At 67.9% G+C, this 25,519-nt stretch carries 22 protein-coding genes; 13 read left to right on the plus strand and 9 right to left on the minus strand.

The genetic code is table 11. From position 1 onward, the window contains the following. Nucleotides 1-38: 38 nt before the first annotated feature. Nucleotides 39-479 (minus strand): energy transducer TonB, encoded by a 441-nt coding sequence (locus AB3X08_RS10455; protein ID WP_369938096.1) that lies wholly within the window; start codon nt 477-479, stop codon nt 39-41. 5 nt (nt 480-484) lie between these two features. After that, the gene (locus AB3X08_RS10460; RefSeq protein ID WP_145706369.1) at nt 485-826 is read right to left on the minus strand and encodes a 4a-hydroxytetrahydrobiopterin dehydratase; all 342 of its coding nucleotides are present in this window, start codon (nt 824-826) and stop codon (nt 485-487) included. Nucleotides 827-917: 91 nt separating this feature from the next. On the opposite strand from AB3X08_RS10460, the gene AB3X08_RS10465 reads away from it, so the two are divergent. Together AB3X08_RS10465 and AB3X08_RS10470 are read left to right on the plus strand one after the other, a co-directional pair. After that, a complete protein-coding gene (locus AB3X08_RS10465) occupies nt 918-1,514 on the plus strand; it encodes an NfuA family Fe-S biogenesis protein (RefSeq protein WP_003468698.1) in 597 nt (198 codons plus the stop codon). A gap of 16 nt (nt 1,515-1,530) precedes the next feature. Continuing rightward, nucleotides 1,531-3,234: a hypothetical protein gene (locus AB3X08_RS10470; protein ID WP_369938097.1), complete on the plus strand. Its 1,704-nt coding sequence runs from the start codon at nt 1,531-1,533 to the stop codon at nt 3,232-3,234. A 371-nt stretch (nt 3,235-3,605) separates the two neighbouring features. On the opposite strand, the gene AB3X08_RS10475 is transcribed toward AB3X08_RS10470, so the two are convergent. Both AB3X08_RS10475 and AB3X08_RS10480 read right to left on the minus strand, forming a co-directional pair. Beyond that, complete coding sequence (locus AB3X08_RS10475; protein ID WP_369938098.1) at nt 3,606-4,067, minus strand: c-type cytochrome; 462 nt, start codon at nt 4,065-4,067, stop codon at nt 3,606-3,608. 7 nt (nt 4,068-4,074) lie between these two features. Beyond that, on the minus strand, nt 4,075-4,464 hold the full coding sequence (locus AB3X08_RS10480) for a c-type cytochrome (protein ID WP_369938099.1): 390 nt from the start codon (nt 4,462-4,464) through the stop codon (nt 4,075-4,077). A 230-nt stretch (nt 4,465-4,694) separates the two neighbouring features. Here AB3X08_RS10480 and AB3X08_RS10485 point away from each other — a divergent pair, with 230 nt between their 5' ends. Genes AB3X08_RS10485 through AB3X08_RS10495 form a run of 3 tightly spaced genes read left to right on the plus strand, consistent with a single transcriptional unit; the run spans nt 4,695 to nt 12,420 of the window. Continuing rightward, complete coding sequence (locus tag AB3X08_RS10485) at nt 4,695-5,819, plus strand: efflux RND transporter periplasmic adaptor subunit (protein ID WP_369938100.1); 1,125 nt, start codon at nt 4,695-4,697, stop codon at nt 5,817-5,819. After that, nucleotides 5,819-9,337, plus strand: a complete 3,519-nt coding sequence (locus AB3X08_RS10490; RefSeq protein WP_369938102.1) for an efflux RND transporter permease subunit — start codon at nt 5,819-5,821, stop codon at nt 9,335-9,337. Before AB3X08_RS10485 ends, AB3X08_RS10490 begins: the two co-directional genes overlap by 1 nt. Continuing rightward, nucleotides 9,334-12,420 carry an efflux RND transporter permease subunit gene (locus tag AB3X08_RS10495; RefSeq protein WP_369938104.1) on the plus strand — a complete coding sequence of 1,029 codons (3,087 nt, stop codon included), beginning with the start codon at nt 9,334-9,336 and terminating at the stop codon, nt 12,418-12,420. Before AB3X08_RS10490 ends, AB3X08_RS10495 begins: the two co-directional genes overlap by 4 nt. A gap of 196 nt (nt 12,421-12,616) precedes the next feature. On the opposite strand, the gene AB3X08_RS10500 is transcribed toward AB3X08_RS10495, so the two are convergent. The 5 genes from AB3X08_RS10500 to ykgO all read right to left on the minus strand — a co-directional run bounded on the left by AB3X08_RS10500 (nt 12,617) and on the right by ykgO (nt 16,914). Beyond that, a complete protein-coding gene (locus AB3X08_RS10500) occupies nt 12,617-13,912 on the minus strand; it encodes a TraB/GumN family protein (RefSeq protein WP_369938106.1) in 1,296 nt (431 codons plus the stop codon). A 68-nt stretch (nt 13,913-13,980) separates the two neighbouring features. Continuing rightward, nucleotides 13,981-14,883, minus strand: coding sequence for a carbon-nitrogen hydrolase (locus AB3X08_RS10505; RefSeq protein WP_369938107.1), 903 nt, complete (start codon nt 14,881-14,883; stop codon nt 13,981-13,983). A 302-nt stretch (nt 14,884-15,185) separates the two neighbouring features. Continuing rightward, nucleotides 15,186-16,223, minus strand: coding sequence for an agmatine deiminase family protein (locus tag AB3X08_RS10510; protein ID WP_369938110.1), 1,038 nt, complete (start codon nt 16,221-16,223; stop codon nt 15,186-15,188). 107 nt (nt 16,224-16,330) lie between these two features. Then, nucleotides 16,331-16,660 (minus strand): hypothetical protein, encoded by a 330-nt coding sequence (locus AB3X08_RS10515; RefSeq protein WP_184410063.1) that lies wholly within the window; start codon nt 16,658-16,660, stop codon nt 16,331-16,333. Between the two features lie 128 nt (nt 16,661-16,788). Continuing rightward, nucleotides 16,789-16,914 (minus strand): type B 50S ribosomal protein L36, encoded by a 126-nt coding sequence (ykgO, locus tag AB3X08_RS10520; RefSeq protein WP_005913193.1) that lies wholly within the window; start codon nt 16,912-16,914, stop codon nt 16,789-16,791. A 172-nt stretch (nt 16,915-17,086) separates the two neighbouring features. Here ykgO and cmk point away from each other — a divergent pair, with 172 nt between their 5' ends. The 8 genes from cmk to galU all read left to right on the plus strand — a co-directional run bounded on the left by cmk (nt 17,087) and on the right by galU (nt 25,419). After that, nucleotides 17,087-17,758, plus strand: coding sequence for a (d)CMP kinase (cmk, locus tag AB3X08_RS10525; protein ID WP_369938113.1), 672 nt, complete (start codon nt 17,087-17,089; stop codon nt 17,756-17,758). Between the two features lie 238 nt (nt 17,759-17,996). Beyond that, the gene (gene rpsA, locus AB3X08_RS10530) at nt 17,997-19,676 is read left to right on the plus strand and encodes a 30S ribosomal protein S1 (RefSeq protein WP_179564947.1); all 1,680 of its coding nucleotides are present in this window, start codon (nt 17,997-17,999) and stop codon (nt 19,674-19,676) included. A 78-nt stretch (nt 19,677-19,754) separates the two neighbouring features. After that, a complete protein-coding gene (locus AB3X08_RS10535; RefSeq protein WP_179564946.1) occupies nt 19,755-20,060 on the plus strand; it encodes an integration host factor subunit beta in 306 nt (101 codons plus the stop codon). 91 nt (nt 20,061-20,151) lie between these two features. Then, entirely contained in the window at nt 20,152-20,451 is a 300-nt protein-coding gene (locus tag AB3X08_RS10540) for a LapA family protein (RefSeq protein ID WP_369938116.1), read from the plus strand. A 6-nt stretch (nt 20,452-20,457) separates the two neighbouring features. Further along, complete coding sequence (gene lapB / locus AB3X08_RS10545) at nt 20,458-21,639, plus strand: lipopolysaccharide assembly protein LapB (RefSeq protein WP_369938118.1); 1,182 nt, start codon at nt 20,458-20,460, stop codon at nt 21,637-21,639. Then, nucleotides 21,639-22,610 (plus strand): MraY family glycosyltransferase, encoded by a 972-nt coding sequence (locus AB3X08_RS10550; protein WP_369938513.1) that lies wholly within the window; start codon nt 21,639-21,641, stop codon nt 22,608-22,610. The genes lapB and AB3X08_RS10550 overlap by 1 nt, the downstream gene beginning before the upstream one ends. Nucleotides 22,611-22,627: 17 nt before the next feature. After that, complete coding sequence (locus AB3X08_RS10555) at nt 22,628-24,538, plus strand: polysaccharide biosynthesis protein (protein ID WP_369938120.1); 1,911 nt, start codon at nt 22,628-22,630, stop codon at nt 24,536-24,538. After that, nucleotides 24,538-25,419: a UTP--glucose-1-phosphate uridylyltransferase GalU gene (gene galU / locus AB3X08_RS10560; RefSeq protein WP_369938122.1), complete on the plus strand. Its 882-nt coding sequence runs from the start codon at nt 24,538-24,540 to the stop codon at nt 25,417-25,419. The genes AB3X08_RS10555 and galU overlap by 1 nt, the downstream gene beginning before the upstream one ends. Nucleotides 25,420-25,519 lie beyond the last annotated feature (100 nt).

Consider the following 25,519-nt stretch of genomic DNA (forward strand, 5'->3'; position numbering starts at 1 on the left):
GCGGTCGGCGCTGCGTGCGCAAACGGCCGGTGGCCCGCTCAGTTGGCGTGGTGCGCCTGCGCGTCGAGCGCGAAGCAGCGGTCCGGCCGCGGTTGCGGCGGGTTGAAGTTGACCGGCACCTGGATGGTGCGCGGCACCGGCTTGCCCTCGCGCGTGGCGGGCTTGAAGAGCCACTCGCGCACGCGCTGCTGCGCCGAGGCGTCGAGCTTGGGCTGGCCGCTGCTGCTGACCAATTGCACGTCGGTCGGCTTGCCCTGCACGCCGACCACCACACTCAATACCGCCTTGCCGCCGAGCCCGGCGCAGGCCAGTTCGATCGGGTAGTCTGGCGGCGGGGTCTGTACCGCGGCGACTTCGGTCGGCGCGGCGACCACGCTCTGGGTCTGCGATTGCCCGGACTTGCCGCAGCCGCCGAGCAACAGGGCGGCGGCGACAGGCAGGCAGGCGGCGAGGAGGGAACGGCGGGAGGCGGCGGGCATGAGGGTCATTCCGGTAGGGCCGAGGCTTTGGCGGCGCAGATGAAGTCGTTTTCGCTGAGGCCGCCGACGTCGTGGGTGGAATAGCGCACCACCACGCGGTCGTAGTGCACGCCCAGGTCGGGGTGGTGGTCTTCGCGGTGGGCGATCCAGGCCAGCGCGTTCACGAACGCCAGGGTGCGGTAGTAGTCGGGGAAACGGAACGTGCGGCTGATCGCCATGCCGTTCTCGACCAGCTCCCAGCCTGGCACCTGCGGCAGCAATTCGGCCAGACGCGCCTGGGTGAGCTTGTACTCGCTGCCCTTGCAGGGCGAGCAATGGGCCTGTGCCAGCGGGATCAGATCGTTCATTCTTGTAGCCTCTGCGGCAGGGCAGCTGAACGCGCCGCCGATTGGGAAAGTTCGCGATGAGCCGGTCGCGTGGAAGCGCTAGAATAACCGCATGATCCAGATCTCCGACAACGCGCAGACCCATTTCCGCAAACTCCTCGAACGCGAGGCCGTGCCCGGCATGGGCGTGCGCCTGAGCGCGGTCGACCCCGGTACCGCACGCGCCGATGCGCGGCTGGAGTTCGCCGAACCGGCGGACCTGGCCGGCGACGAATGGGCGATCGATTGCGCCGGCTTCACCCTGTATGTGGCCGCCGACAGCGTCGGCTGGCTGGACGGCGCCGAGATCGACTACGTCACCCAGGGCACCGGCCAGCAGTTGACGATCAAGGCGCCGAAGATCAAGGGCGAGGCGCCGGGCGAGGCCGCCTCGCTGGTCGAGCGGGTGCGCTGGGTGGTCGAGAACGAGGTCAATCCGCAGCTTGCCCAGCACGGCGGCCGCGTGGCGGTACAGGAAGTGTCGGCCGAGGGCGTGGTGCTGCTGCGCTTCGGCGGCGGATGCCACGGCTGCGGCATGGCCGACGTGACCCTGAAACAAGGCATCGAAAAGACGCTGATGGGACGGGTGCCGGGCATCACCGCCGTGCGCGACGCCACCGACCACGACAGCGGCAGCGCCCCGTACATCCCGCGCGATTCCGCGGCCTGATTCCTCCGCCACGCCGGTGACGCGCGCCGCCGACATCCTCGCCGCGCTGTTGGCGCGCTCGCCGCGCAAGCTGCTGCGCGATCGCCGCACCGGCCTGCCGTACGGCTGGGCGCACTGGATCTCCTCGCAGCCGGCCAGGCCGCGCCCGTTCGTCGCTTCCGAGTTGATAGCGGCGCTGCCGCAGCCGGCACCGGCGCCGACCGCGCGCCTGCCGGCACTGAGTCCGTGGCAGGCGTTTCGCCGCCTGTGGTGGCAGCACTGGGATCCGGCCCCGTACGACCAGCGCTGGTGGCGGCGGATCGCGGCGCTGGTCAGCCTGGCCTTGCATCTGTTGTTCGCGCTGTTCCTGCTGTGGGTCGCCTTCGTGCGCCTGCTGCCGCCGCGTCCGGACGCGAGCGAGGCCGGGCGCGTGCAAGTGGAATTCGTCGGCCGCGGTACCCCGGCCGAGACCGGTGGCGGCGCCGCCGAGCAGGATCCAGCGGCCGCAGCCACCGCGCAGCAGGCCGCAGCGGCAAATGCGCAGCGGGCCGCTGCGACGACTGCTGCCACCCCGCCCAAGACCGCAGCGGCGGCGCCTGCCGCTTCCGCCACGCCGGCGGCGAGCGCTGCGCAGGCCGTGACCAGTCCACCGCCGCCGCCCCCGGATCAGCCGCTGCAGGTCACCGAGACCGCCCAGCCGAGCAGCGATTTCGTGCTGCCGCCGCCCAGCATGCGCGAACCGACGCTGACCGTGCGCGAGATCGCGCCGCCGAGCGTGCAGGTGCCCGAGCGCGAAGTCGAAGTGGTCACCGAGGTGCCGCGCGTGGCGCAGATCCAGCCGCGCGAGCTGCCGGTGCCGCGCCCGTCCGAGCCACAGGTGCAGATACGCGAGCGCGAAGTGCCCGAACCGCTGCCGCAGGTGCAGGTGCAGATGCCGCAGATCCGCACGCGTGATCCCGCACCGGCGCTGCGTACGCCGGCGGCGCCGCAGGTGCGACAGATCGAGCTGCCGACGCCGGCCACTGCGGCGACGCCGACGCCCACCGCAGCGGTTCAGCCCGAGGCGACGGCCAGTGCACCGGCGGCCGGCGCGGCCTCGGCGCAGACGGCGGCCCCGACCGGTACCGTGGCGCAAGGCAAGACCGAGACGCGAACGCCGGCTGGCAGCGGTGCCGCGCCGCCTGGAAGCCAGGCGACTGCGCCGGGCAGCGGTCCGGCCGCGGTCGCGCACGACGGCGGCTGGGCGACGCCGCAGCGCGGCGACGACTGGGGGGCAGCGTCGCGCAACCGCGCCGGCGACGCGGGTGCCGGCGCCAGCCAGCGCAACGGCATGTTCAACGGCGATGGCAGCGTGCGCGTGCCTGGCGGCGAAGGGCAGGGCAAGGCACCGCCGCGCGGTGCGCCCGGCAGCGAGACCGACAGCTGGTCGCGCGACCAGATCGCCAATGCCGGGCAGTGGCTCAAGCGTCCGCCGTACGACTACACGCCGACCTCGTTCGACAAGTATTGGTTGCCGAACGCGACGCTGCTGGAAGAGTGGGTGCGGCGCGGCATCAAGACCGTCAACATCCCGATTCCCGGCACCACCAGCAGCATTTCCTGCGTGGTCTCGATCCTGCAGCTGGGCGGCGGCTGCGGCATCACCGATCCGAACCTCAACGATCAGCCCGCCGGCGCGCGGCCGCCACCGGCGGTACCGTTCAAGCCGGGCCTGCAGGAAGACAACGGCAGCGTAAAGTAGGCGCGGAACCGCACACATTTGCGCGGTGGCTCCAGCCAGCGGCAATTGCCGCATGCATGCGGCAGCAATCCGCCGGCATGCCGACGCCTGCAACTGCAGGTGCGGCCATTCTGCAGTTAGGCTTTTCAGCGCAGCAGAAGCTATCGGTAACGCGACAGATTGCCGAAACCGGCGTAACGCCGCATTGCGCTCGCCGCGTCTAGAGAAGGAAGACTCGCTGCCGACACGCGGCAGATCGTGCTCAGCCCAATGGGCGTACAGCGCTTCTCGGCAGGCCGGCACGAAGCTCGCCATCTGACGCCGGCGATTCCACGTTTGCCGCACCGACCAGCGGCGAGAACCGACGCCGGCGAGACGCCGGCGCCTCGCGGTCACTTCAGGCCGTGCAGATCGTGCAGCTGAGTGGCGCGCGATCCGAAATACGCCGCCAGGTCGGCGATGTCCTGGTCGCTGAGCGGCGCCGCCTGCGGGGTCATCAGCGGGTGCTGGCGGTCGCCGGCGCGGTACGCCTGCAAGGCGTGCGCGACATAGTCGCCGTACTGGCCGCCCAGCTTGGGATAGCTCGGGTCGATCGGCGCGTTGCCGTCGGCGCCGTGGCAGTCGATGCAACTCTGCCCGGTGGCCTTGCCCTTGGCAAGGGCCAGTTTCTCGCCGGCGGCGGCACGGCCGCTGGGCAGGCCGGCGGACGAGCCGGACCCATGCTCGCCGCTGGCGTGGCCGGGATCGCCGGCGGACTGGCTGGTGGATTCCACCTGCGATTGCGAACACGCCCCCAGGCACAGGGCAGCAAGCAGGACGATGGCGGGACGCAATGCGTGCGCGGCTTTCGGCATGGGATGGCTACTTGAGGGTGGTCAGGTAAGCGGCGATGTCGGCGATATCCTGGTCGGAGAAGCTCTCCGCCTGGGCCTGCATGGTCGGATGCTTGCGCTTGCCGAGCCGGTATTCGGTCAGCGCCTGGGTCAGGTACTGCGCCGACTGGCCGCCAATCTTGGGAACGCGGTAGCTCGGGTAGGCATTCTTGTAGCCGGTGATGCCGTGGCAGCCCTGGCAGGTATAGGTCAGCACTCTGCCGTTGTCGGCATGGCCCACGGCGGCAGCGGGCGCGGCCGGTGCGGCGGCTGGGGCAGGGGCGGCGGGCGCCGGCGCGGTCTGCGCCACGGCCGGGACGACCCCGAGAGAAACGAGTACGGCCAAAGCAAAACAAGCGGCTAGCGGCTGCGTGCGCATGGTTTCGTGGTCCGGAGGACGGGACTGGGAGTTCCGGCGTGGGGGAACACGGAACGACCCGAGTATAGCCTGGCCTTTCGCGGCTCCGAAACAGGCCGTCGAGATCCTCCATGCACGCGGCATGCGATGGGCCATGACCTGCACCATGACCTTTGGCTCATTCACCTTGGCGTCAGCAGGTGATCTACTTACCTACAACACCATTCACGCCATCCACCAGGGACACGACGATGACGCGATATTCCACGCGCCGACGCACCGCCAGCTGCGCCGCCGCGCTGTTGATCACCTCCACATTGCTGCTCGGTGGCTGCAAGCCGGCCGCCGGCGATGCGCAGGCCAAGGCCAAGGAAGCCGAGAAAGCGCCCGACGCGGTGCCGGTCGAGGTGGCCAAGGCCAGCCGGCGCGCCGTGGCGGCCAGTTACAGCGGCACCGCGGCGCTGGAGGCGCGCGCCGAATCGCAGGTGGTGGCCAAGACCTCCGGCGTGGCGCTGGCGGTGCTGGCCGAGGAGGGCCAGCAGGTGCGCGCCGGGCAGCCGCTGGTGCGGCTGGATCCGGACCGCGCGCGGCTGGCGGTGGCGCAGAGCGAGGCGCAGCTGCGCAAGCTGGAGAACAACTATCGGCGCTCGGAGCAGTTGGTCGGCCAGCAACTGGTCAGTGCCGCCGATGTCGACCAGATTAAGTACGACCTGGCCAACGTGCGCGCGCAGCATCAGCTGGCGTCGCTGGAACTGTCCTACGCCACGGTGGTCGCGCCGATCTCCGGAGTGATCGCATCGCGTTCGATCAAGACCGGCAACTTCGTGCAGATCAACACGCCGATCTTCCGCATCGTCGACGACTCGCGCCTGGAAGCCACGCTCAACGTGCCCGAGCGCGAGCTGGCCACGCTCAAGGCCGGGCAGCCGGTGACGCTGCAGGCCGATGCGCTGCCGGGCAAGCAGTACCAGGGCAAGGTCGATCGCATCGCGCCGGTGGTGGATTCGGGCAGCGGCACGTTCCGCGTGGTGTGCGCGTTCGAGGAAGGCGCCGAAGCCTTGCAGCCGGGCATGTTCGGGCGCATCCGCATCGACTACGACCAGCGCGCCGATGCGCTGGTGGTGCCGCGCCTGGCGCTGCTCGACGACGGCGATCCGGCGGTGTTCCGGGTCAGCGCCGGCAAGGTGACCCGGGTGCCGGTGAAGCTGGGCTATTCCGAAGGCCCGTGGGTGGAGATTCGCGACGGCCTGCAGCCCGGCGACCAGGTGGTCACCGCCGGCAAGGTCGCCCTGCGCGACGGCAGCCGCGTGCAGGTGATCGCGCCGCAGCGCGAGGTCGCCGAGGTCGGCGGCGGCGCCGCGGTCGGAGCGCACTGATGACCAGCGCAGGTTCCGATCACGGCAGCGATCCGCACGAACACTCGCCGCCTGGCGTCCGCGGCGGCGGGCTGGTCGAATTCGCCACGCGCCGCCGCGTCACCATCGCGATGGCCACGGTGACGCTGCTGCTGTTCGGCGTGATCGCGCTGAACAGCCTCAAGGTCAACCTGCTGCCCGACCTGAGCTACCCGACCCTGACCGTGCGCACCGAATACACCGGCGCGGCGCCCTCGGAGATCGAGACGCTGGTGACCGAGCCGGTCGAGGAAGCGGTCGGCGTGGTCAAGAACCTGCGCAAGCTCAAGTCGGTGTCGCGCACCGGGCAGAGCGACGTGGTGCTGGAGTTCGCCTGGGGCACCAACATGGACCAGGCCAGCCTGGAAGTGCGCGACAAGATGGAGGCGCTGGAGCTGCCGCTGGAAGCCAAGGCGCCGGTGCTGCTGCGCTTCAATCCCTCCACCGAACCGATCATGCGCCTGGTGCTGGCGAGCAAGGCGACGCCGGCCAGCGACGCCGATGCGGTGCGCGCGTTGACCCAGTTGCGCCGCTACGCCGACGAGGACCTGAAGAAGAAGCTGGAGCCGGTGGCCGGCGTGGCCGCGGTCAAGGTCGGCGGCGGGCTGGAAGACGAGATCCAGGTCGATATCGACCAGCAGCGGCTGGCGCAGCTGAGCCTGCCGATCGACAACGTCATCACCCGGCTCAAGGAAGAGAACATCAACATCTCCGGCGGGCGCCTGGAACAGGGCTCGCAGCGCTACCTGGTGCGCACGGTCAACCAGTTCGCCGACCTGGACGAGATCCGCAACCTGTTGCTGACCACCCAGGGCGCGGGCAGCAGTGCCGCCGATTCGGCGTTGCAGCAGATGTACGCGATCGCCGCCTCGACCGGTTCGGAAGCGGCGCTGGCCGCGGCCTCGGCCGCGCAGAGCGCCTCGTCCAGTTCCACCACCACCATCGCCAATGGCATGCCGGTGCGGCTGAAGGACGTGGCCGAGGTGCGGCAGGGCTACAAGGAGCGCGAGGCGATCATCCGCCTGGGCGGCAAGGAAGCGGTGGAGCTGGCGATCTACAAGGAAGGCGACGCCAACACCGTGTCCACCGCGGCGGCGCTGCGCAAGCGCCTGGAGCAGCTGAAGACGCAGATCCCGCCGGACGTGGAACTGACCACGCTGGAAGACCAGTCGCGCTTCATCGAGCACGCCATCGGCGACGTCAAGAAGGACGCGGTGATCGGTGGCCTGCTGGCGATCCTGATCATCTTCCTGTTCCTGCGCGACGGCTGGAGCACGTTCGTGATCAGCCTGTCGCTGCCGGTGTCGATCGTGGCCACGTTCTTCTTCATGGGCCAGCTGGGCTTGAGCTTGAACGTGATGTCGCTGGGCGGCCTGGCGCTGGCCACCGGCCTGGTGGTGGACGATTCGATCGTGGTGCTGGAGAGCATCGCCAAGGCGCGCGAGCGCGGCCTGAGCATCCTCGATGCGGCGATCGCCGGCACCCGCGAAGTCAGCATGGCGGTGGTGGCCTCGACCCTGACCACGATCGCGGTGTTCCTGCCGCTGGTGTTCGTCGAGGGCGTGGCCGGGCAGCTGTTCCGCGACCAGGCCCTGACCGTGGCGATCGCCATCGCGATCTCGCTGGTGGTGTCGATGACCCTGATCCCGATGCTCAGTTCGCTGAAGGGACGCCCACCGCTGGCCTTCCCGCCCGAACCGGAGCAGCCGCACTGGCAGCCGCAGCGCGGCTGGCTCAAGCCGGTGGCCTGGGGCCGGCGCGGTGCCGCCGCGGCGGTGCGCGGCGGCTTCTTCGGCGCGGCGTGGCTGGTGGTGCGGCTGTGGCGCGGCGGCGTGGCGGTGGTCGCGCCGGTGATGCGCAAGGCTAGCGACCTGGCGATGGCGCCGTACGCGCGCGCCGAACGCGGCTATCTGCGGCTGCTGCCGGGTGCGTTGGCACGACCGTGGCTGGTGCTGGGCCTGGCGGCGCTGGCGTTCGCGGCGACGCTGGCGGTGCTGCCGATGCTCGGTGCCGACCTGATCCCGCAATTGGCCCAGGACCGCTTCGAGATGACGGTGAAACTGCCGGCCGGCACGCCGTTGCGGCAGACCGATGCGCTGGTGCGCGAACTGCAGGAAACCCACGGCAAGGACGCCGGCGTGCAGGCGCTGTATGGCGTCAGCGGCAGCGGCACCCGGCTCGATGCCAGCCCCACCGAAAGCGGCGAGAATATCGGCAAGCTGACCATCGCCATGGCCGGCGGCGGCAGCGCGCAGTTCGAGGCGCAGCAGAGCGAGCGCATGCGCGCGACGATGCGCCAGCATCCGGGCGTGCAGGTCGGTTTCAGCCGCCCGGAGCTGTTCAGTTTCTCCACGCCGCTGGAAATCGAGCTGCGCGGGCAGGATCTGGAGACCATCCAGCACGCCGGGCAGAAGCTGACCGCGATGCTGCGCGGCAACGGCCACTATGCCGACGTGAAATCGACGGTGGAAGAAGGCTTCCCGGAAATCCAGATCCGTTTCGACCAGGAGCGTGCCGGTGCGCTGGGCCTGACCACGCGGCAGATCGCCGACGTGGTGGTGAAGAAGGTGCGTGGCGATGTGGCCACCCGCTACAGCTTCCGCGACCGCAAGATCGACGTGCTGGTGCGCGCGCAGCAGAGCGATCGCGCCAGCGTCGACAGCATCCGCCGGTTGATCGTCAATCCGGGCAGCAGCAAGCCGGTGACGCTGGACGCGGTCGCCGACGTGGTCGCCACCACCGGTCCCAGCGAGATCCACCGCGCCGACCAGATCCGCGTGGCGATCGTGTCGGCCAACCTGCGCGACATCGACCTGGGCGGCGCGGTGCGCGAGGTGCAGGACATGGTCGCGCGCGAGCCGCTCGGCGCCGGCGTCGGCATGCACATCGGCGGGCAAGGCGAGGAACTGGCGCAGTCGGCCAAGTCGCTGCTGTTCGCGTTCGGCCTGGCGATCTTCCTGGTGTACCTGGTGATGGCCTCGCAGTTCGAATCGCTGCTGCACCCGTTCGTGATTCTGTTCACCATCCCGCTGGCGATGGTCGGCGCGGTGCTGGCGCTGCTGCTGACCGGCAAGCCGGTGTCGGTGGTGGTGTTCATCGGCCTGATCCTGCTGGTCGGGCTGGTGACCAAGAACGCGATCATCCTGATCGACAAGGTCAACCAACTGCGCGAGGAAGGCGTGGCCAAGCGCGAGGCGCTGATCGAAGGGGCACGCTCGCGCCTGCGCCCGATCATCATGACCACGCTGTGCACGCTGTTCGGCTTTTTGCCGCTGGCGGTGGCGGCAGGCGAGGGCGCCGAAGTGCGCGCGCCGATGGCGATCACCGTGATCGGCGGCCTGCTGGTGTCCACGCTGCTCACGCTGGTGGTGATCCCGGTGGTCTACGACCGCCTGGATCGCCGCGCCGACGGCTATTACGCCGAACGCGGGCAACGCGCGCGGCGGCGCCTGCAGGCGCTGGGCCACGGCACTGGCGATGGCGCGGGTGAACCGGCATGAGCGTCGCCGAGTTCAGCATCCGCCGTCCGATCACCACCATCATGTGCTTCGTGTCGCTGGTGGTGGTCGGATTGATCGCGGCGTTCCGGCTGCCGTTGGAGGCGCTGCCGGACATCTCCGCACCGTTCCTGTTCGTGCAGTTGCCGTACAGCGGTTCGACCCCGGACGAGGTCGAGCGCAACCTGGTGCGGCCGACCGAGGAAGCGCTGGCGACGATGACCGGGATCAAGCGCATGCGCTCGACCGCGACCGCCGACGGCGCCAACATCTTCATCGAGTTCTCCGATTGGGATCGCGATATCGCCATCGCCGCCTCCGACGCGCGCGAGCGCATCGATGCGATCCGCGCCGACCTGCCCGACGATCTGCAGCGCTACCACGTGTTCAAGTGGTCCAGCAGCGACGAGCCGGTGCTGAAGGTGCGCCTGGCCGGCGCGGCCGATCTGACCGGCGCCTACGACATGCTCGACCGCGAGTTCAAGCGGCGCCTGGAACGCATCCCCGGCGTGGCCAAGGTGGAGGTGTCCGGCGCGCCGCCGAACGAGGTCGAGATCGCAATCGCGCCGGACCGGCTCAGCGCGCACAACCTCAGCCTCAACGATCTCAGCGAACGCCTGGGCAAGCTCAATTTCTCGCTGTCGGCCGGGCAGATCGACGACCACGGCCAGCGCCTGCGGGTGCAGCCGGTCGGCGAGCTGCGCGACCTGCAGGAACTGCGCGACCTGGTCATCGACAACAAGGGCCTGCGCCTGGGCGACATCGCCGAAATCCGGCTCAAGCCGACCCGGATGAACTATGGCCGGCGCCTGGACGGGCGCCCGGCGGTGGGGCTGGACGTGTACAAGGAGCGCAGCGCCAACCTGGTCGAGGTGTCGCGCGCGGTCTTGGCCGAGGTCGAGCAAATCCGCAAGCAGCCGGCGCTCAGCGACGTGCAGGTGAAGGTCATCGACAACCAGGGCAAGGCGGTGACCTCGTCGCTGAGCGAGCTGGCCGAAGCCGGCGGGGTCGGCCTGCTGCTGTCGGTGACGGTGCTGTTCTTCTTCCTGCGCCATTGGCCGTCGACGCTGATGGTGACCCTGGCGATCCCGATCTGCTTCACCATCACCCTGGGTTTCATGTATTTCGCCGGGGTGACCCTCAACATCCTGACCATGATGGGCCTGCTGCTGGCGGTGGGCATGCTGGTGGACAACGCGGTAGTGGTGGTGGAGAGCATCTACCAGGAACGCGAGCGCATGCCCGACCAGCCGCAGCTGGCGTCGATCATCGGCACCCGCAACGTGGCCATCGCGTTGTCGGCCGGCACCCTATGCCACTGCATCGTGTTCGTGCCGAACCTGTTCGGCGAAACCAACAACATCAGCATCTTCATGGCGCAGATCGCGATCACCATCTCGGTGTCGTTGCTGGCCTCGTGGCTGGTGGCGGTGAGCCTGATCCCGATGCTGTCCGCGCGCATGCGCACGCCGGCGCTGGTCCGCTCCGAGCGCGGCCTGATCCCGCGCCTGCAGCGCCGCTATGCCGGGGTGCTGCGCTGGTCGCTGGCGCATCGCGGCTGGAGCGTGGCCGCGATCGCGCTGATCACCGCGCTCAGCGTGGTGCCGATGCTGCAAACCAAGAAGGACATGTTCGGCGGCGACGGCGGCGAGCAGATCTTCATCGGCTACCAGTGGAAGGGATCGTATACGCGCGAGCAGCTGTCGGCGGAAGTCGCCAAGCTCGAGCGCTTCATCGACGCGCGCCGCCAGCGCTACCACGTCACCCAGGTGTATTCGTGGTTCAGCGAAGTGGAAGGCAGCAGCACCACGCTGACCGTGGACCTCAAGCAGGTGCGCGACCTGCAGGCGTTGATGGAGCAGATCCGCAAGGAGCTGCCGCGCTCGGCGCTGGCCGATTACAGCGTCGGCAGCAATGGCAACGGCAATGGGCAGGGCAGCGGCGCGCAGAGCGTGCAGGTGCAACTGGTCGGCGATTCCACCCAGACGCTGCGCGCGATCGCCGACGACGTGGTGCCGCTGCTGGCGCGGCGCAAGGAATTGCGCGACGTGCGCGTGGACACCGGCGATCGCACCACCGAACTGGCGGTGCGCGTGGATCGCGACCGCGCAGCGGCGTTCGGCTTCAACGCCGAGCAGGTCGCCAGCTTCGTCGGCCTGGCGCTGCGTGGCGCCTCGTTGCGCGAGTTCCGCCGCGGCGACAACGAGGTGCCGGTGTGGGTGCGCTTCGCCGGCGCCGAGGAGACGACGCCCGAAGATCTGGACAGCTTCAACGTGCGTACCAAGGACGGGCGCAGTGTGCCGCTGCTGAGCCTGGTGGACGTGCAGACGCGGCCGGCGGCGACCCAGATCGGGCGCACCAACCGCCAGACCACGCTGACCGTCACCGCCAACCTCGGGCTCAAGGTCACGCCGGCCGAGGCCAAGCAGGCGATGGAGGACACGCTGAAGGGCGTCAGTTTCCCGGCCGGCTACCACTACAGTTTCGACGGTGCCGATGGCCAGGACGAGGACAAGGCCGGCCAGCAGATGATGTTCAACCTGCTGATCGCGTTGTTGATGATCTACGTGGTGATGGCCGCGGTGTTCGAATCGCTGCTGTTCCCGGCGGCGATCATGAGCGGCGTGCTGTTCTCGATCTTCGGCGTGTTCTGGCTGTTCTGGATCACCGGCACCAACTTCGGGATCATGGCCTTCATCGGCATCCTGGTGCTGATGGGCGTGGTGGTGAACAACGGCATCGTGATGATCGAGCACATCAACAACCTGCGCCGGCGCGGGCTGGGCCGCACCGAGGCGCTGGTGGAAGGCTCGCGCGAGCGCCTGCGGCCGATCATGATGACCATGGGCACCGCGATCCTGGCGATGGTGCCGATCTCCTTGACCACCACGCAGATGTTCGGCGACGGCCCGGCCTACTACCCGATGGCGCGCGCGATCGCCGGCGGCCTGGCGTTCTCCACCGTGGTCAGCCTGCTGTTCCTGCCGACCATCTATGCGATCCTCGACGACCTCAGCACCGGCGTGGCGCGGCTGGTACGCCGCGCCCGCGGCGGCCGCGGGGTGCCGGCGCCGCTGTTGTCCTGATCGGCGGAGCGATGCCGCGCGCCGGAATGGCCGGGCGCGCTGGTCGTCCGCTGCATCGCGCGGAAAACGTTGTGGGAGGGGCTTCAGCCCCGACGCCTCTACCGAGAAGGCGTCGGGGCTGAAGCCCCTCCCACATGTTTAACGTCACGGGTGGCGATGCAACGGGCAGGGCGCATGGCGCTGCCGCCGCGGCGGCTCAACCGGCCAGCTTGCCGAAGATGCGGAACCCCGCAAGCCACACGCCGACCATGCTGCCGAGGTTGGTCAGCAGGAAGGTCAGCACCACCCGCGAGACGCGGTTGCGGTACCAGCCGCGCAGGTTCTGCGCGTCGTCGCGCAGCGCCAGGAAGTCGCCGTACGCCGGCTTGCGCATGTGCACCTCGACCAGTGCGCTGAACGCACCGGCGGGCACGCCGGGCCGGAACGGCTTCAGCGGCGCGGCGATGGCGCCGGCGACGATGCTCAGCGGATGTCCGCCGGCCAGCAGGCAGCCCAGCCCGGCCAGGCCGCCGGTGAACAGCACCCACTGCAGCAGCAGGTCGGTGCCCAGCGCGAATCCGCCACGCCAGTAGCCCCAGGCGACGCCGCCCAGCACCAGCGCGGTCAGGGTCAGGGTGATCCACGGCACCTTTTTCTTGGTCGGCACGTCTTCCAGCGCCTTGCGCAGCGTGGCCGGATCGTCCTGATCGTCCTGCAGGTGCCTGGCCAGGCCGGCCAGATGGCCGGCGCCGACCACCGCCAGCACCTCGCGGATGCCGTCGGCACGTGCGCCGTCGAGATAGTCCGGGGTCGCGATCGGGGTCTGGCTGGGCGCGGCCCGCTGCGCGTGTTCCTCGCGCAGGCGAGTGGCCATGTAGCGGTCGCGCTCGGCGATGATGGTGTCGTACAGCGCCGGGCTTTCGCTGGCGAAGTCGCCGAAGCTGGCCTCGAGCATGTCGCCCTGCTTGAGCTTCTCGATCTCCGCCTCGCCGACCTCGTCGGAGGCGAACAGGCCGCCGAGCAGGCCGCTGCCGAGCTTGAGCTTGCCGAAGAAACCGAGCCGGCCGGAAGCGCGCTTGAAGGTCAGCCCGACCTCGCGGTCGATCAGGTACACCGGCAACTGCCGCTCGCGCGCCAGCAGCACCGCGCGCTTGAGTTCGGCGCCGGGTTCGATGCCCAACTGTTCGGCCAAGCGCCGCTGGTAGGCGGCCAACGCCAGGTTCGCGGCGAACAAGGCGACCCGGCCCTTGCGGATCACCTGCACCAGGTCCAGCTTGGTCAGCGCGTCCGGATCGGTGAGCGCCTGCAGCCGCTGCGGGTCCAGCTCCACCGCGACCGCGTCGAAGCGGCCGCTGTCGATCGCCCGTTCCACCGCAGCGACGCTGGCCAGCGAGACGTGGGCGGTGCCGAGCAGGGTGTAGCGCACGCCATCGCGCTCGACGATGCGGTACGGCTGGCCGGCGAACAGGGCGTCGTCGCCGGCCTGGGAAAGTTCGTTCATTCCATCACTCATCGAAGGGCGCCTGGTCGGCGCCGGGGTGCGGCGGGTCTTGGGCTTGCAGCCGCCGCAGGTGCGGCGCGTCAGTCGATATAGCGCTTGAGCAGATCGCCATAGGCGTCGATGCGACGGTCGCGCAGGAACGGCCAGATTCGCCGCACGTGCTCGCTGCGCTGCAGGTCCACGTCGCAGACCAGCACGGTCGGTTCGGCGCCGGCTTCGGCGACGAACTCGCCCTGCGGGCCGAGCACGTGGCTGTTGCCCCAGAACTGGATGCCGGCCGCGCCGACCACGCCATCGGCCGCCAGTGGCGAGGGCTCGTGGCCGACCCGGTTGCAGCTGAGGACCGGCACGCCGTTGGCCACGGCATGGCCGCGATGGCTGAGAATCCAGGCATCGCGCTGGCGCTCCTGCTCGGCCTGCTCGTCGCTGGGATCCCAGCCGATCGCGGTCGGATACAGCAGCAGTTCGGCACCGGCCAGCGCCATCAATCGCGCCGCTTCCGGATACCACTGGTCCCAGCACACCAGCACGCCGAGGCGGCCGACCGAGGTCTGGATCGGGGTGAAGCCGAGATCGCCCGGGGTGAAGTAGAACTTCTCGTAGAAGCCCGGATCGTCCGGGATATGCATCTTGCGGTACTTGCCGAGCAGGTTGCCGTCCTTCTCGAACACCACCGCGGTGTTGTGGTACAGGCCGGCGGCGCGGCGCTCGAACAACGACGCGACCAGCACCACGCCATGGCGCTTGGCCAGCGCGCCGAGGCGCTCGGTGCTGGGGCCGGGAATCGGCTCGGCCAGGTCGAATTCGTCCACCGACTCGTGCTGGCAGAAGTAGGCGCCGTTGTGCAGTTCCTGCAGCAGCACCAACTGCGCGCCCTGCGCCGCGGCTTCGGCCACGCGCGATTCGATGACCGCCAGATTCGCCGCGGCATCGCCATGGTTGCGCTCCTGGATCAGCGCGACGGAAAGAGTGTTTCGGCTCATTGCGGAAGGATGGTCGGCGAAAACGCGCATGGTAACGCGGATGGTGCCGCGGCAGGTTCCCGGCAGATGAATGCCGCCCGGCGTGGCGCGGACAGGGTTTGTAGCTCGGCGTCGAGCGCCAGCGCGATGCGGCGCCGATGCAGGCGGGTGCCTGAGTTCCGTTAGGGGCCGGATGCCGGTGGTCTGCCGCTATCGCCGCCTGGGAAGCGATGTCCTCCGACGGCGCGTATGGCGATTGCTGCGGGGGCGTGCGAGGCCGCGAAAGCCTGCAGCCGTTGTGTACGCCTTCGCTCGGACGCGGATCAGGCGGCGAGCGCGCCCTCGGGCAACTGCATGGTGATGCAGTGCAGGCTGCCGTTCTGCCAGATCAGCGCACGGCACGGAATCGGCACGATCTCATGCTGCGGGAACGCCTGTGCCATCACCGCCTGCGCCTGCGCATCGGCCGCATCGCCATAGGCCGGCATCAGCACCGCGCCGTTGACGATCAGGAAGTTGGCGTAGGACGCGGCCAGGCGCCGGCCGTGGTCGATCACCGGCTGCGCCCACGGCAGCGGGAACAGGCGGTACGGGCGACCGTCGGCGGTGCGCAGCGCAGCCAGCTCGGCACCCATCGCCTGCAGCTCGGCGTAGTGCGAATCGCCGGCGTCGTCGCAGGCCTGGTAGACGATCGCGTCCTCGCTGGCGAAGCGGGCGAGGGTGTCGATATGCGCGTCGGTGTCGTCGCCTTCCAGGTAGCCGTGGTCCAGCCACAGCACCCGCTGCTGCGCCAGCCAGTCGGCCAGATCGTGGCTCAGCGATTCGCGCGAGCGCTGCGGATGGCGTTCGTGCAGGCACTGCCAGGTGGTCAGCAAGGTGCCGGCACCGTCGCTGTCGATCGCGCCGCCTTCCAACGCGAAATCGATGCTGCGCACCTCGCTGTCCTTGAACAGCTGCTGCGCCGCCAGTGCGCTCACCAACTGGTCGTCGCGGCTGGCCTGGAACTTGCCGCCCCAGCCGGTGAAGCGGAAGTCCAGCAGACGGAAACCGCCGCCGGCGCGGGCCAGGGTGATCGGGCCGGAATCGCGCAGCCAGGTGTCGTCGTACTCGGCCTCGACGAACTGCACGCGCTGCATGTCCACCCGCGCCGAGCGCAGCCGCGCCTCGGCGTAGATCTGCAGGTCGGCATCGGCGACGCAGATCAGCACGCGCTGGTAGCGCACGATCGCCGCGACCAGCGCGATATAGGTTTCCTCGACCTCGGCCAGGCGCTCGGCCCAGTCGGTGCCGGCATGCGGCCAGGCGATCAGGATGGCGGACTGGGGCTCCCATTCCGCGGGCAGGCGAAGGCGATCAGTCATTGCAACCATTACTCACATGCTGCCCAAGCCAAAGCTCAGGCTTTTCATTTTTGATCCCCGCACATGGATGTGCGGGCTCTTGCGAGGGACTCGCATACCGACTCGCACTAACGAATCGCAGGCTTGGGCCCAACCTCGTTGGCATCGGCCTTGTTGGCGACCACGTCGACGACCTTGTGCTTCTCGAAGTACACGGTGAAGGCCGGATACACCCAGCGGTTGATCGTCGGCCACTGCCGCTTCTGCCCGCCGCGCGGTTCCAGCTTCTGCTGCGGGGCGCCGTAGCGCGCCTCGACCTCGCCCATGCTCAGGCCGCGCGCAGGCATCGCCGCCACGGGTTCCTGCTTGACCCGCTCGACCAGCAGGGTTTCGGCGTGGGCGCTCCCGGCCAGGCCCAGGACGACCAGCAGCGGCAGTGCGGACAGACGGTGCTTCATCACGGTGTGCTCCCCAGAGGACGAACGGCGATTACAGCAAATTTCGGCAACAAAAAACCGCCCGAAGGCGGCTTTCGTCGATGGCCCGCAACCGTGCGCGCGGTGCCGCAGGGCGGGCCGTCGTCGGATCAGCGCTGGCGAGCCTTGAAACGCGGGTTCGACTTGCAGATCACGAAAACCTTGCCGCGGCGGCGGACCACCTTGCAGTCGCGGTGACGGGTCTTCGCCGACTTCAGGGAGGACAGGACTTTCATGGCACACCTCGGCGTAAACTTGTTGATTGGAGAAGGGAACGGCGTGGCGAAACCACGTCGCTGGATCAGTAAGCCGGCGAGTATAGCCTGGTTTTCTTCATGGTTTCAACTGCTTGCGCCAGTCCGGCCGGCGCCGGGGCTACAATGCGCCGCCCCCCGTCCGAGGAACCGCATGAACGACCCCGCTCCCGTCCTGACCATCGATGGCCCTTCTGGGGCCGGCAAAGGCACCGTCAGCCGCATCGTCGCCGCCAAGCTGGGCTGGCACTACCTGGATTCGGGGGCACTGTACCGGGCGGTCGGCGTGGCCGCCAGCTGGGCCAACCTGGACATTTCCGATGCCGCGGCGCTGGTCCGCTGCACCTTCGATACCCGTGTCGCCTTCGAGGAAGTGGCCGGCGGCGGCCTGCGGGTCAGGATCAACGAGGTCGACGCCACCGACGAGCTGCGGCTGGAGACCACCGGTGCGGTGGCCTCGGCGATCGCCGCCATTCCGGAGGTGCGCGCAGCGCTGAAGCAGCGCCAGCGGGCGTTCCGGCGCCCGCCGGGGCTGGTCGCCGACGGTCGCGACATGGGCACGGTGATTTTCCCGGACGCCCCGTACAAGGTGTTCCTGACCGCCAGTGCCGAGGAGCGCGCCATGCGCCGGCATAACCAGTTGAAGGAAAAAGGAGTTTCCGTTATATTCGACGACCTGCTGCGCGAGATCATGGCCCGCGACGCACGCGATGCCCAACGTTCGGTGGCGCCCCTGAAGCCGGCAGACGATGCCGTCCTCCTCGACACCACCGGCATGGACATCGACCAGGTGGTCGGCCGCGTCCTGGAATTGCTGCCCGCCTGAGGGTCGCGCCGGGAGCAGGGCAGCAGCATGGGGCCGCTTCGGCGGCATCCAGGCGATGTACCCGCAATACGCTTCACCCGTAGTGCCGCAATACCGTTGTTCCACGCTCCGCCGCGCAATGTCGCGCTGCGGTTTTTCCCATTTCACACCCGGCCGCGGTTTGGGCCGACTAACCAGGTGGGCGGTTGCTGTTTCCAGAAGAAACGCGCTGTCCGTGTGTCCACTAGAGTAATTTCAAATGACCGAATCTTTTGCCGAACTGTTCGAAGCCAGCCAAACCAATCTGGCCAAGCTGAAGCCGGGCTCCATCGTCACCGGTACCGTCGTGGAAGTCCGCGGCGACGTGGTGGTGATCAACGCCGGCCTGAAGTCCGAAGGCATCGTGCCGATCGAACAGTTCCGTAACGACGCTGGCGAGATCGACGTCGCCGAAGGCGACCTGGTCAAGGTTGCCCTCGACTCGCTCGAGAACGGCTTCGGCGAAACCGTGTTGTCGCGCGAGAAGGCCAAGCGCGCGATGGTGTGGGACGAGCTGGAAGAAGCGTTGGAGAAGAACGAGACCATCACCGGCCGCATCAGCGGCAAGGTCAAGGGTGGTTTCACCGTGGACATCAAGGATGTCCGCGCGTTCCTGCCGGGTTCGCTGGTCGATGTGCGCCCCGTGCGCGACCCGGCCTACCTGGAAGGCAAGGAGCTGGAGTTCAAGCTCATCAAGCTGGACCGCAAGCGCAACAACGTGGTGGTCTCGCGTCGTGCGGTGGTCGAGAGCGAGCACTCGGAAGAGCGCGAGCAGCTGATGGACAAGCTGCAGGAAGGCGCGATCCTGAAGGGCGTGGTCAAGAACCTGACCGATTACGGCGCGTTCGTGGACCTGGGCGGCATCGACGGCCTGCTGCACATCACCGACATGGCCTGGAAGCGCGTGCGCCATCCGTCCGAAGTCGTGAACGTCGGCGACGAGCTGGACGTGCGCGTGCTGAAGTTCGACCGCGAGCGCAACCGCGTGTCGCTGGGTCTGAAGCAGCTGGGCGAGGATCCGTGGGACAACATCGCGCGTCGTTACCCGGCCAACAGCCGCGTCTACGGCAAGGTCTCCAACGTCACCGATTACGGCGCGTTCGTCGAGATCGAGCCGGGCGTGGAAGGCCTGGTGCACGTGTCGGAAATGGACTGGACCAACAAGAACGTCAACCCGTCCAAGGTCGTGCAGGTCGGCGACGAGGTCGAGGTCATGGTCCTGGACGTGGACGAGGAGCGTCGCCGCATCTCGCTGGGCATGAAGCAGGTCGCCGCCAATCCGTGGGAAACCTTCGCGGCCACCCACAAGAAGAACGACAAGGTGTCGGGCCAGATCAAGTCGATCACCGATTTCGGCATCTTCATCGGCCTGGACGGCGGCATCGACGGCCTGGTGCACCTGTCGGACATCAGCTGGAACACTACCGGCGAAGACATCGTGCGCAACTTCAAGAAGGGCGACACGCTGGAAGCCGTGGTGCTGGCGGTGGATCCGGAGCGCGAGCGCATCAGCCTGGGCGTCAAGCAGCTGGAGCAGGATCCGTTCGGCCAGTACATGGCGGCCAATCCGAAGGGTTCGAAGGTCGAGGGCGTGGTGCGTGAAGTGGACGCCAAGGGCGCCACCATCGACCTGGCCGACGGCATCGAGGGCTACGTCGCCGCGCGCGACATCGCCAACGAGCGCGTCGACGATGCGACCCAGCACCTGAAGGTCGGCGACAAGATCGAAGCCAAGTTCGTGGGCATGGACCGCAAGGGCCGCACCCTGCAGCTGTCGATCAAGGCCAAGGACGATGCCGAAATGCGCGAAGTGCTGGAGGAATACCAGTCCGCGTCGGGCGGCACCACCCAGCTGGGCGCGCTGCTGCGTGCGCAGTTGAACGGCAACAAGTCCGAGTAATCCGCCACACGCAGCGTTTCTGGCACGGCCCGGTCGATCCGGGCCGTGCCGGGTTGCGACCCCACCGCACGAATCCGAATGACCAAGTCCGAACTGATCGAAATCCTGGCGCGCAAGCAGGCGCATCTGAAGGCGGACGACGTCGACCTGGCGGTGAAATCGCTGTTGGAAATGATGGGCAGCGCGCTGTCCGGCGGAGACCGCATCGAGATCCGCGGTTTCGGCAGTTTTTCCCTGCATTACCGGCCGCCGCGCCTGGGACGCAATCCCAAGACCGGCGAATCGGTCGCGCTTCCCGGCAAGCACGTGCCGCACTTCAAGCCCGGCAAGGAATTGCGCGAACGCGTCAGCGGCGTCGTTCCGGTCGAGTCCGATACGCCCTGATACGCCCCGAGCCTGCGCCGTCGCGTCCCGGACTTTGCCGGAACCTGCGCCTGTTCGGCTAATCTAGTGTCTCCCGACGCTGGAGAGCTTCATGAAAATTGCCCGTCTGCTGATATTGCTGGTGTTCCTGCTGGCCGGTCTGGTCATCGGATCGCTGAATTCGCAGCAGATCGTCATCAATTTCGGTGTCGCCGGCATCAACACCACCTCCGGCATCGCCATCATCGTCTCGCTGTTCGCCGGCGTGGTGATCGGCGCATCGCTGGTGTTGGCCACGTTGGTGATCCCGCTGTACGCCAAGCTGCGCCGCGCCAACAAGGCCGCGATCGCCGCTGCCGCGCCGGTCGTCGCACCGGTACCGACCTATACCCCGCCTGTGGACGGACGCTGATCTTCGATGGACTTCCTGACCGAGTGGTTCTGGTTCTTCCTGTTCCTGCCGCTGGCGGCGCTGAGCGGATGGGTGATCGGCCGCCGCGGTGGCCAGCGCCACGGCGACACGCAGGTCAGCCGGCTTTCCAGCACGTATTTCCGCGGCCTGAACTACCTGCTCAACGAAGAGCCGGACAAGGCGATCGAACTGTTCCTGCACATCGCCGAGCTGGACAAGGAAACCTTCGAGACCCAGGTCGCGCTCGGGCACCTGTTCCGCCGCCGCGGTGAAGTCGACCGTGCGATCCGCCTGCACCAAGGGCTGGTGCAACGCTCCGATCTCAGCGATCCGCAGCGCGTGCAGGCCTTGCTGGCATTGGGCGAGGACTACATGAAGTCCGGCCTGCTGGACCGGGCCGAGACCGTGTTCACCGAGCTGGCGCAGATCGACCAGCGCGCGCCGCAGGCGCTCAAGCACCTGATCGGCATCTACCAGGCCGAGCGCGACTGGGAAAAGGCGATCGACAATGCCACCCGCTACGAAGAAGTGACCGGCGAGCCGATGGGCAAGCTGATCGGGCAGTTCGAATGCGAACTGGCCGACCGCTATCGCGCATCCGGCAAGCCGGAATTGGCGCGTGAAGCGATCGCGCGCGCCTACCAGGCCGACGCCACCTCGGTGCGCGCCGGCATCCTGGAAGGACGCATCGACGTGGACGGCGGCAACGACGAGGCGGCGATCCGCGCCTTCGAACGCGCCGCGCGCCACGATCCTGACTATCTGCCGGAGATCATGCCGGCGCTGATGGACTGCTATCGCCGCCGCGGCAACGATCTCAGCGGCGCGCGCGCGTTCCTGTCGGAGATGACCGAGCACTATCGCGGCATCGCCCCGGTGCTGGCGCTGACCCGGCTAATGGAGTCGCAGGAAGGCGTGTCTGCGGCACGCGCCTACCTCGGGCGCCAGCTGAAGGATCGGCCCTCGGTCCGCGGCGAGTCGGCGCTGATCGACCTGACCCTGGCCGAGGGCGCCGATTCCACCGCCACCCTGCAGGATCTGAAGCACATCACCGATCAGTTGCTGGTGCGCAACCCCAGCTATCGCTGCACGCGCTGCGGCTTCGGCGCGCGTACCCATCACTGGCAATGCCCGAGCTGCAAGGAGTGGGGCACGGTCAAGCCCTTGCTCAACTACGCGGTGGTGTGATGCAGGGAGCAGGGTGGGCGCTGCTCGCCACGCTGGCGACGTTCAGCGCGGTCGGGACCTGGTTGTCGCGCCGCTATGCCCTCAAGCGCAAGCTGATGGACGCGCCCGGCGAGCGGCGCAGCCACACGGTGGCGACGCCGCGCGGGGGCGGTGTGGCGATCGTGGCCACGGTGCTGGCGGGGTGCGCGTATGCGACGCTGCTTTGGCCGCAACAGGGCGTGACCATCGCGGCGTTCGCCGGCGGACTGGTATTGGTTGCCGGCATCGGCTGGTGGGACGATCACCGTCCGCTGTCGGCCGCGCTGCGGCTGCTGGTGCATGCGCTGGCGGCCACGTTGCTGGCTGGCCTTGTCTACCGATTGCACCAAAATGCCTGGCTCGCCGCGCTGACCTGGCTGGCGACGATCTCGCTGATCAACATCTGGAACTTCATGGACGGCATCAATGGCTTGGCGACCAGCCAGGCGATGCTGGTCGCACTGGGTTTCGCTCTCTTGTTGCCCGTGCCGCTGCGCTGGCCGTGCTGGGTGCTGATCGTGGCCTGTGCCGGCTTCCTGCCGTTCAACTATCCGCGGGCACGCATCTTCCTCGGCGACGTCGGCAGTGGCGCATTGGGATATCTGGTCGCGGCGCTGTTTGCGCTCTGCAATGTTGCGACCGAGCTCACGGCATGGTTGCTGTTGATACCGATATCCGCATTCGCCATCGACGCAGGCTTCACGCTGCTGTCGCGCATGCTCGCCGGCGAACGGTGGTGGCAACCGCATGCGCAACATTTTTACCAACGGTGGGTACATACAGGCAGGAGCCACACGGTTGTGACCTTCGCCTATGCCCTGTTCAGCATTGTCGCGATTACAATCGCCTGGTTCGGTGGAACGTTAAGCACCGCGGGGCAGGTTGGGTTGGCGTTTGTCTGGTACCTGGCGGCGAGCGCACTTTGGCTGACTTTGCGTAAGGGATTGCGCTGAACTCTCATGGATAACTGATGCTTTCGATTCGCGACCGCTTTACCGAGCTATTCCCCAAGGTCTCCGTGGTCGTGCACGATCTGGCGATCGTCTGGATCTGCTGGCAACTGCTGCATGCGGCGCGCTATACCATTCTGCCCGGCGAGCATCCGTTGCCGTTCTGGAACCTCAATACCGCCATCGTGCTGCTGGCGCAGGGGCTGGTGTTCTGGAAGGTGGGGCTGTATCGCGGACTATGGCGCTTCGCCAGCGTTCCGGACTTGTTGAATATCTTCAAGGCAAGCTTTTACGGGCTGGTCGCGATCGTGCTGGGGCTGGCGTATAGCCGCTTCGATTCCATTCCGCTGTCTGTGCTGATGGTCTACCCGTTCGCGTTGTCGGCATTGCTCGGCGCGCCGCGGCTGCTGTACCGCGCATGGAAGGATTACCAGATCGCGCATTCGGACGAGACCGCGCGGCGCGTGCTGATCGTCGGCGCCGGCCGTGCAGCTGAGGCGCTGGTCCGCGACCTGCGCCGTTCGGGCGCTTACAACCCGGTCGGCTATGTCGACGATGCCGGCCATCTGCATGGCGCCAAGCTGCAGGGCCTGCCGATCCTGGGCCGGATCGACGAAGCCGGCGCGATCGCCAAGGAAACCGCGGCCAAGCTGCTGGTCATCGCGATCCCCTCGCTGGATGCAGCCGGCATGCAGCGGGTGGTGGCGGTCTGCGAAAGCACCGGGCTGCCGTTCCGCACCGTGCCGCGCCTGCTCGACGTGCTCGAAGGCCACTTTCTGCCGGGCGAACTGAAGGAAGTCGCGATCGAGGACCTGCTCGGGCGCAAGCCGGTGACGCCGGACTGGAAGCTGATCAAGGGTTGGCTGTCCGGACGTACGGTGATGGTGACCGGCGCAGGCGGATCGATCGGTTCGGAGTTGTGCCGGCAGTGCGCGCGTCATGGCGCACGCAAGGTGGTGCTGCTGGAGATCGACGAACTGGCGTTGATCACCATCCACGCCGATCTGCATCGCACCTTCCCGGACCTGGAGATCGAGTGCGTGCTCGGCGACTGCGGCGATCCGGCGGTGACCCGCCATGCGATGCGCATCGCCGAGCCGGACGCGGTGTTCCATGCCGCCGCCTACAAGCAGGTGCCGCTGCTGGAGCGGCAGTTCCGCGAGGCGGTCCGCAACAATGTGCTGGCCACCGAGAACGTGGCCCGCGCCTGCGTCGCCGCCAAGGTCTCGACCTTCGTGTTCATCTCCACCGACAAGGCGGTGAATCCGGTCAACGTGCTGGGCGCCTCCAAGCGCTATGCGGAGATGGTGTGCCAGTCGCTGGACGACCAGGCGGTGGGCACGCGTTTCGTCACCGTGCGCTTCGGCAATGTGCTGGACTCGGCCGGCAGCGTGGTGCCGTTGTTCCGCGAGCAAATTCGCCAGGGCGGCCCGGTCACCGTGACCGATCCGCAGGTGACCCGCTATTTCATGACCATTCCCGAAGCCTGCCAGCTGATCGTGCAGGCCGCGGCGTCGGCCTCGCACGGCGCGATCTACACGCTGGACATGGGCGAGCCGGTGCCGATCCGCCTGCTCGCCGAGCAGATGATCCGCTTGGCCGGCAAGCAGCCTGGGCGCGACATCGCCATCGTCTACACCGGGCTGCGCCCGGGCGAGAAGCTGCACGAGACCTTGTTCTATTCCGACGAGAACTACCGTCCCACCTCGCATCCGAAGATCCTGGAGGCCGGTGCGCGCAGTTTCTCGCGCGAGAGCGTGTTGCAGGGCCTGCAGCAGCTGCGCGCGGCGGTGGCCGACTACGACAGCGATGGCATCGAGAAAGTGCTGCGCACCACCATGCCCGAATTCGCGCCGCTGCGACAACAGGCTGGTCAAGATAGCTCCGCTACAATCGTCCCATTCCCCGCACGCGAGGCCAGAAGGCTCTGATGAGCAAGAGAATCCGCAAAGCAGTTTTTCCGGTTGCAGGTCTGGGTACCCGCTTCCTTCCCGCCACCAAGACGGTGCCCAAGGAAATGCTGCCGATCATCGATCGGCCGTTGATCCAGTATGCCGTGGACGAGGCGATCGAGGCCGGTTGCGACACCCTAATCTTCGTCACCAACCGCTACAAGCACGCCGTTGCGGATTACTTCGACAAGGCCTATGAGCTGGAGCAGAAGCTCGAGCGCGCCGGCAAGCTCGAACTGCTGGAAATGATCCGCAACGTGCTGCCCCCCGGCGTGCGCGCTGTCTTCGTGACCCAGGCCGAAGCGCTGGGCCTGGGCCACGCGGTGCTGTGCGCCAAGTCGGTGATCGGCGACGAGCCGTTCGCGGTGCTGCTGCCCGACGACCTGATCTGGAACCGCGGCGACGGTGCGCTCAAGCAGATGGCCGATCTCAACGAGGCCAGCGGCGCCAGCGTGATCGCGGTGGAGGACGTGCCGCACGAGAACACCGCCAGTTACGGCATCGTCGCCACGGACGCCTTCGACGGCCGTAAGGGCCGCATCGCCCAGATCGTCGAAAAGCCCAAGCCGGAAGACGCTCCCAGCGATCTGGCGGTGGTGGGCCGTTACGTGCTCAGCCCGAAGATCTTCGAGCTGCTGGAAAGCACCGGGACCGGTGCCGGCGGCGAGATCCAGCTGACCGATGCGATCGCCGCGCTGTTGAACAGCGAGCAGGTCGACGCCTATCGCTTCGAAGGCACCCGCTTCGATTGCGGCACCCACCTGGGCCTGGTCGAGGCGACCATCCGTTTCGCGCTGGAGAACAAGAAGCTGGCCAAGCCGGCGCGCGCGAAGCTTACGCAGATGCTTGCCGAAGAGTGAGCCTGGCGCCGTGGCGGCGCATCCTGCTTGAAAACGAAAAAGGCAGCCGGGAGGCTGCCTTTTTCGTTCCGACGTATTGCATGTGCCCTGGCTACGATCC

The sequence above is a fragment of the Xanthomonas sp. DAR 34887 genome, from assembly GCF_041245805.1.
Classification (GTDB): domain Bacteria; phylum Pseudomonadota; class Gammaproteobacteria; order Xanthomonadales; family Xanthomonadaceae; genus Xanthomonas_A; species Xanthomonas_A tesorieronis.

Bases quoted from the DNA above. Each gene is read 5' to 3' on its own strand.
- AB3X08_RS10510 (WP_369938110.1), bottom strand. From the start codon at position 16,223: ATGACTGATCGCCTTCGCCTGCCCGCGGAATGGGAGCCCCAGTCCGCC.
- rpsA (WP_179564947.1), top strand. From the start codon at position 17,997: ATGACCGAATCTTTTGCCGAACTGTTCGAAGCCAGCCAAACCAATCTG.
- AB3X08_RS10540 (WP_369938116.1), top strand. From the start codon at position 20,152: ATGAAAATTGCCCGTCTGCTGATATTGCTGGTGTTCCTGCTGGCCGGT.
- AB3X08_RS10515 (WP_184410063.1), bottom strand. From the start codon at position 16,660: ATGAAGCACCGTCTGTCCGCACTGCCGCTGCTGGTCGTCCTGGGCCTG.
- AB3X08_RS10535 (WP_179564946.1), top strand. From the start codon at position 19,755: ATGACCAAGTCCGAACTGATCGAAATCCTGGCGCGCAAGCAGGCGCAT.
- ykgO (WP_005913193.1), bottom strand. From the start codon at position 16,914: ATGAAAGTCCTGTCCTCCCTGAAGTCGGCGAAGACCCGTCACCGCGAC.
- AB3X08_RS10460 (WP_145706369.1), bottom strand. From the start codon at position 826: ATGAACGATCTGATCCCGCTGGCACAGGCCCATTGCTCGCCCTGCAAG.
- galU (WP_369938122.1), top strand. From the start codon at position 24,538: ATGAGCAAGAGAATCCGCAAAGCAGTTTTTCCGGTTGCAGGTCTGGGT.
- AB3X08_RS10485 (WP_369938100.1), top strand. From the start codon at position 4,695: ATGACGCGATATTCCACGCGCCGACGCACCGCCAGCTGCGCCGCCGCG.
- AB3X08_RS10490 (WP_369938102.1), top strand. From the start codon at position 5,819: ATGACCAGCGCAGGTTCCGATCACGGCAGCGATCCGCACGAACACTCG.
- AB3X08_RS10555 (WP_369938120.1), top strand. From the start codon at position 22,628: ATGCTTTCGATTCGCGACCGCTTTACCGAGCTATTCCCCAAGGTCTCC.
- AB3X08_RS10455 (WP_369938096.1), bottom strand. From the start codon at position 479: ATGCCCGCCGCCTCCCGCCGTTCCCTCCTCGCCGCCTGCCTGCCTGTC.
- AB3X08_RS10550 (WP_369938513.1), top strand. From the start codon at position 21,639: ATGCAGGGAGCAGGGTGGGCGCTGCTCGCCACGCTGGCGACGTTCAGC.
- AB3X08_RS10465 (WP_003468698.1), top strand. From the start codon at position 918: ATGATCCAGATCTCCGACAACGCGCAGACCCATTTCCGCAAACTCCTC.
- lapB (WP_369938118.1), top strand. From the start codon at position 20,458: ATGGACTTCCTGACCGAGTGGTTCTGGTTCTTCCTGTTCCTGCCGCTG.
- AB3X08_RS10475 (WP_369938098.1), bottom strand. From the start codon at position 4,067: ATGCCGAAAGCCGCGCACGCATTGCGTCCCGCCATCGTCCTGCTTGCT.
- AB3X08_RS10500 (WP_369938106.1), bottom strand. From the start codon at position 13,912: ATGAGTGATGGAATGAACGAACTTTCCCAGGCCGGCGACGACGCCCTG.
- cmk (WP_369938113.1), top strand. From the start codon at position 17,087: ATGAACGACCCCGCTCCCGTCCTGACCATCGATGGCCCTTCTGGGGCC.
- AB3X08_RS10495 (WP_369938104.1), top strand. From the start codon at position 9,334: ATGAGCGTCGCCGAGTTCAGCATCCGCCGTCCGATCACCACCATCATG.
- AB3X08_RS10480 (WP_369938099.1), bottom strand. From the start codon at position 4,464: ATGCGCACGCAGCCGCTAGCCGCTTGTTTTGCTTTGGCCGTACTCGTT.
- AB3X08_RS10505 (WP_369938107.1), bottom strand. From the start codon at position 14,883: ATGAGCCGAAACACTCTTTCCGTCGCGCTGATCCAGGAGCGCAACCAT.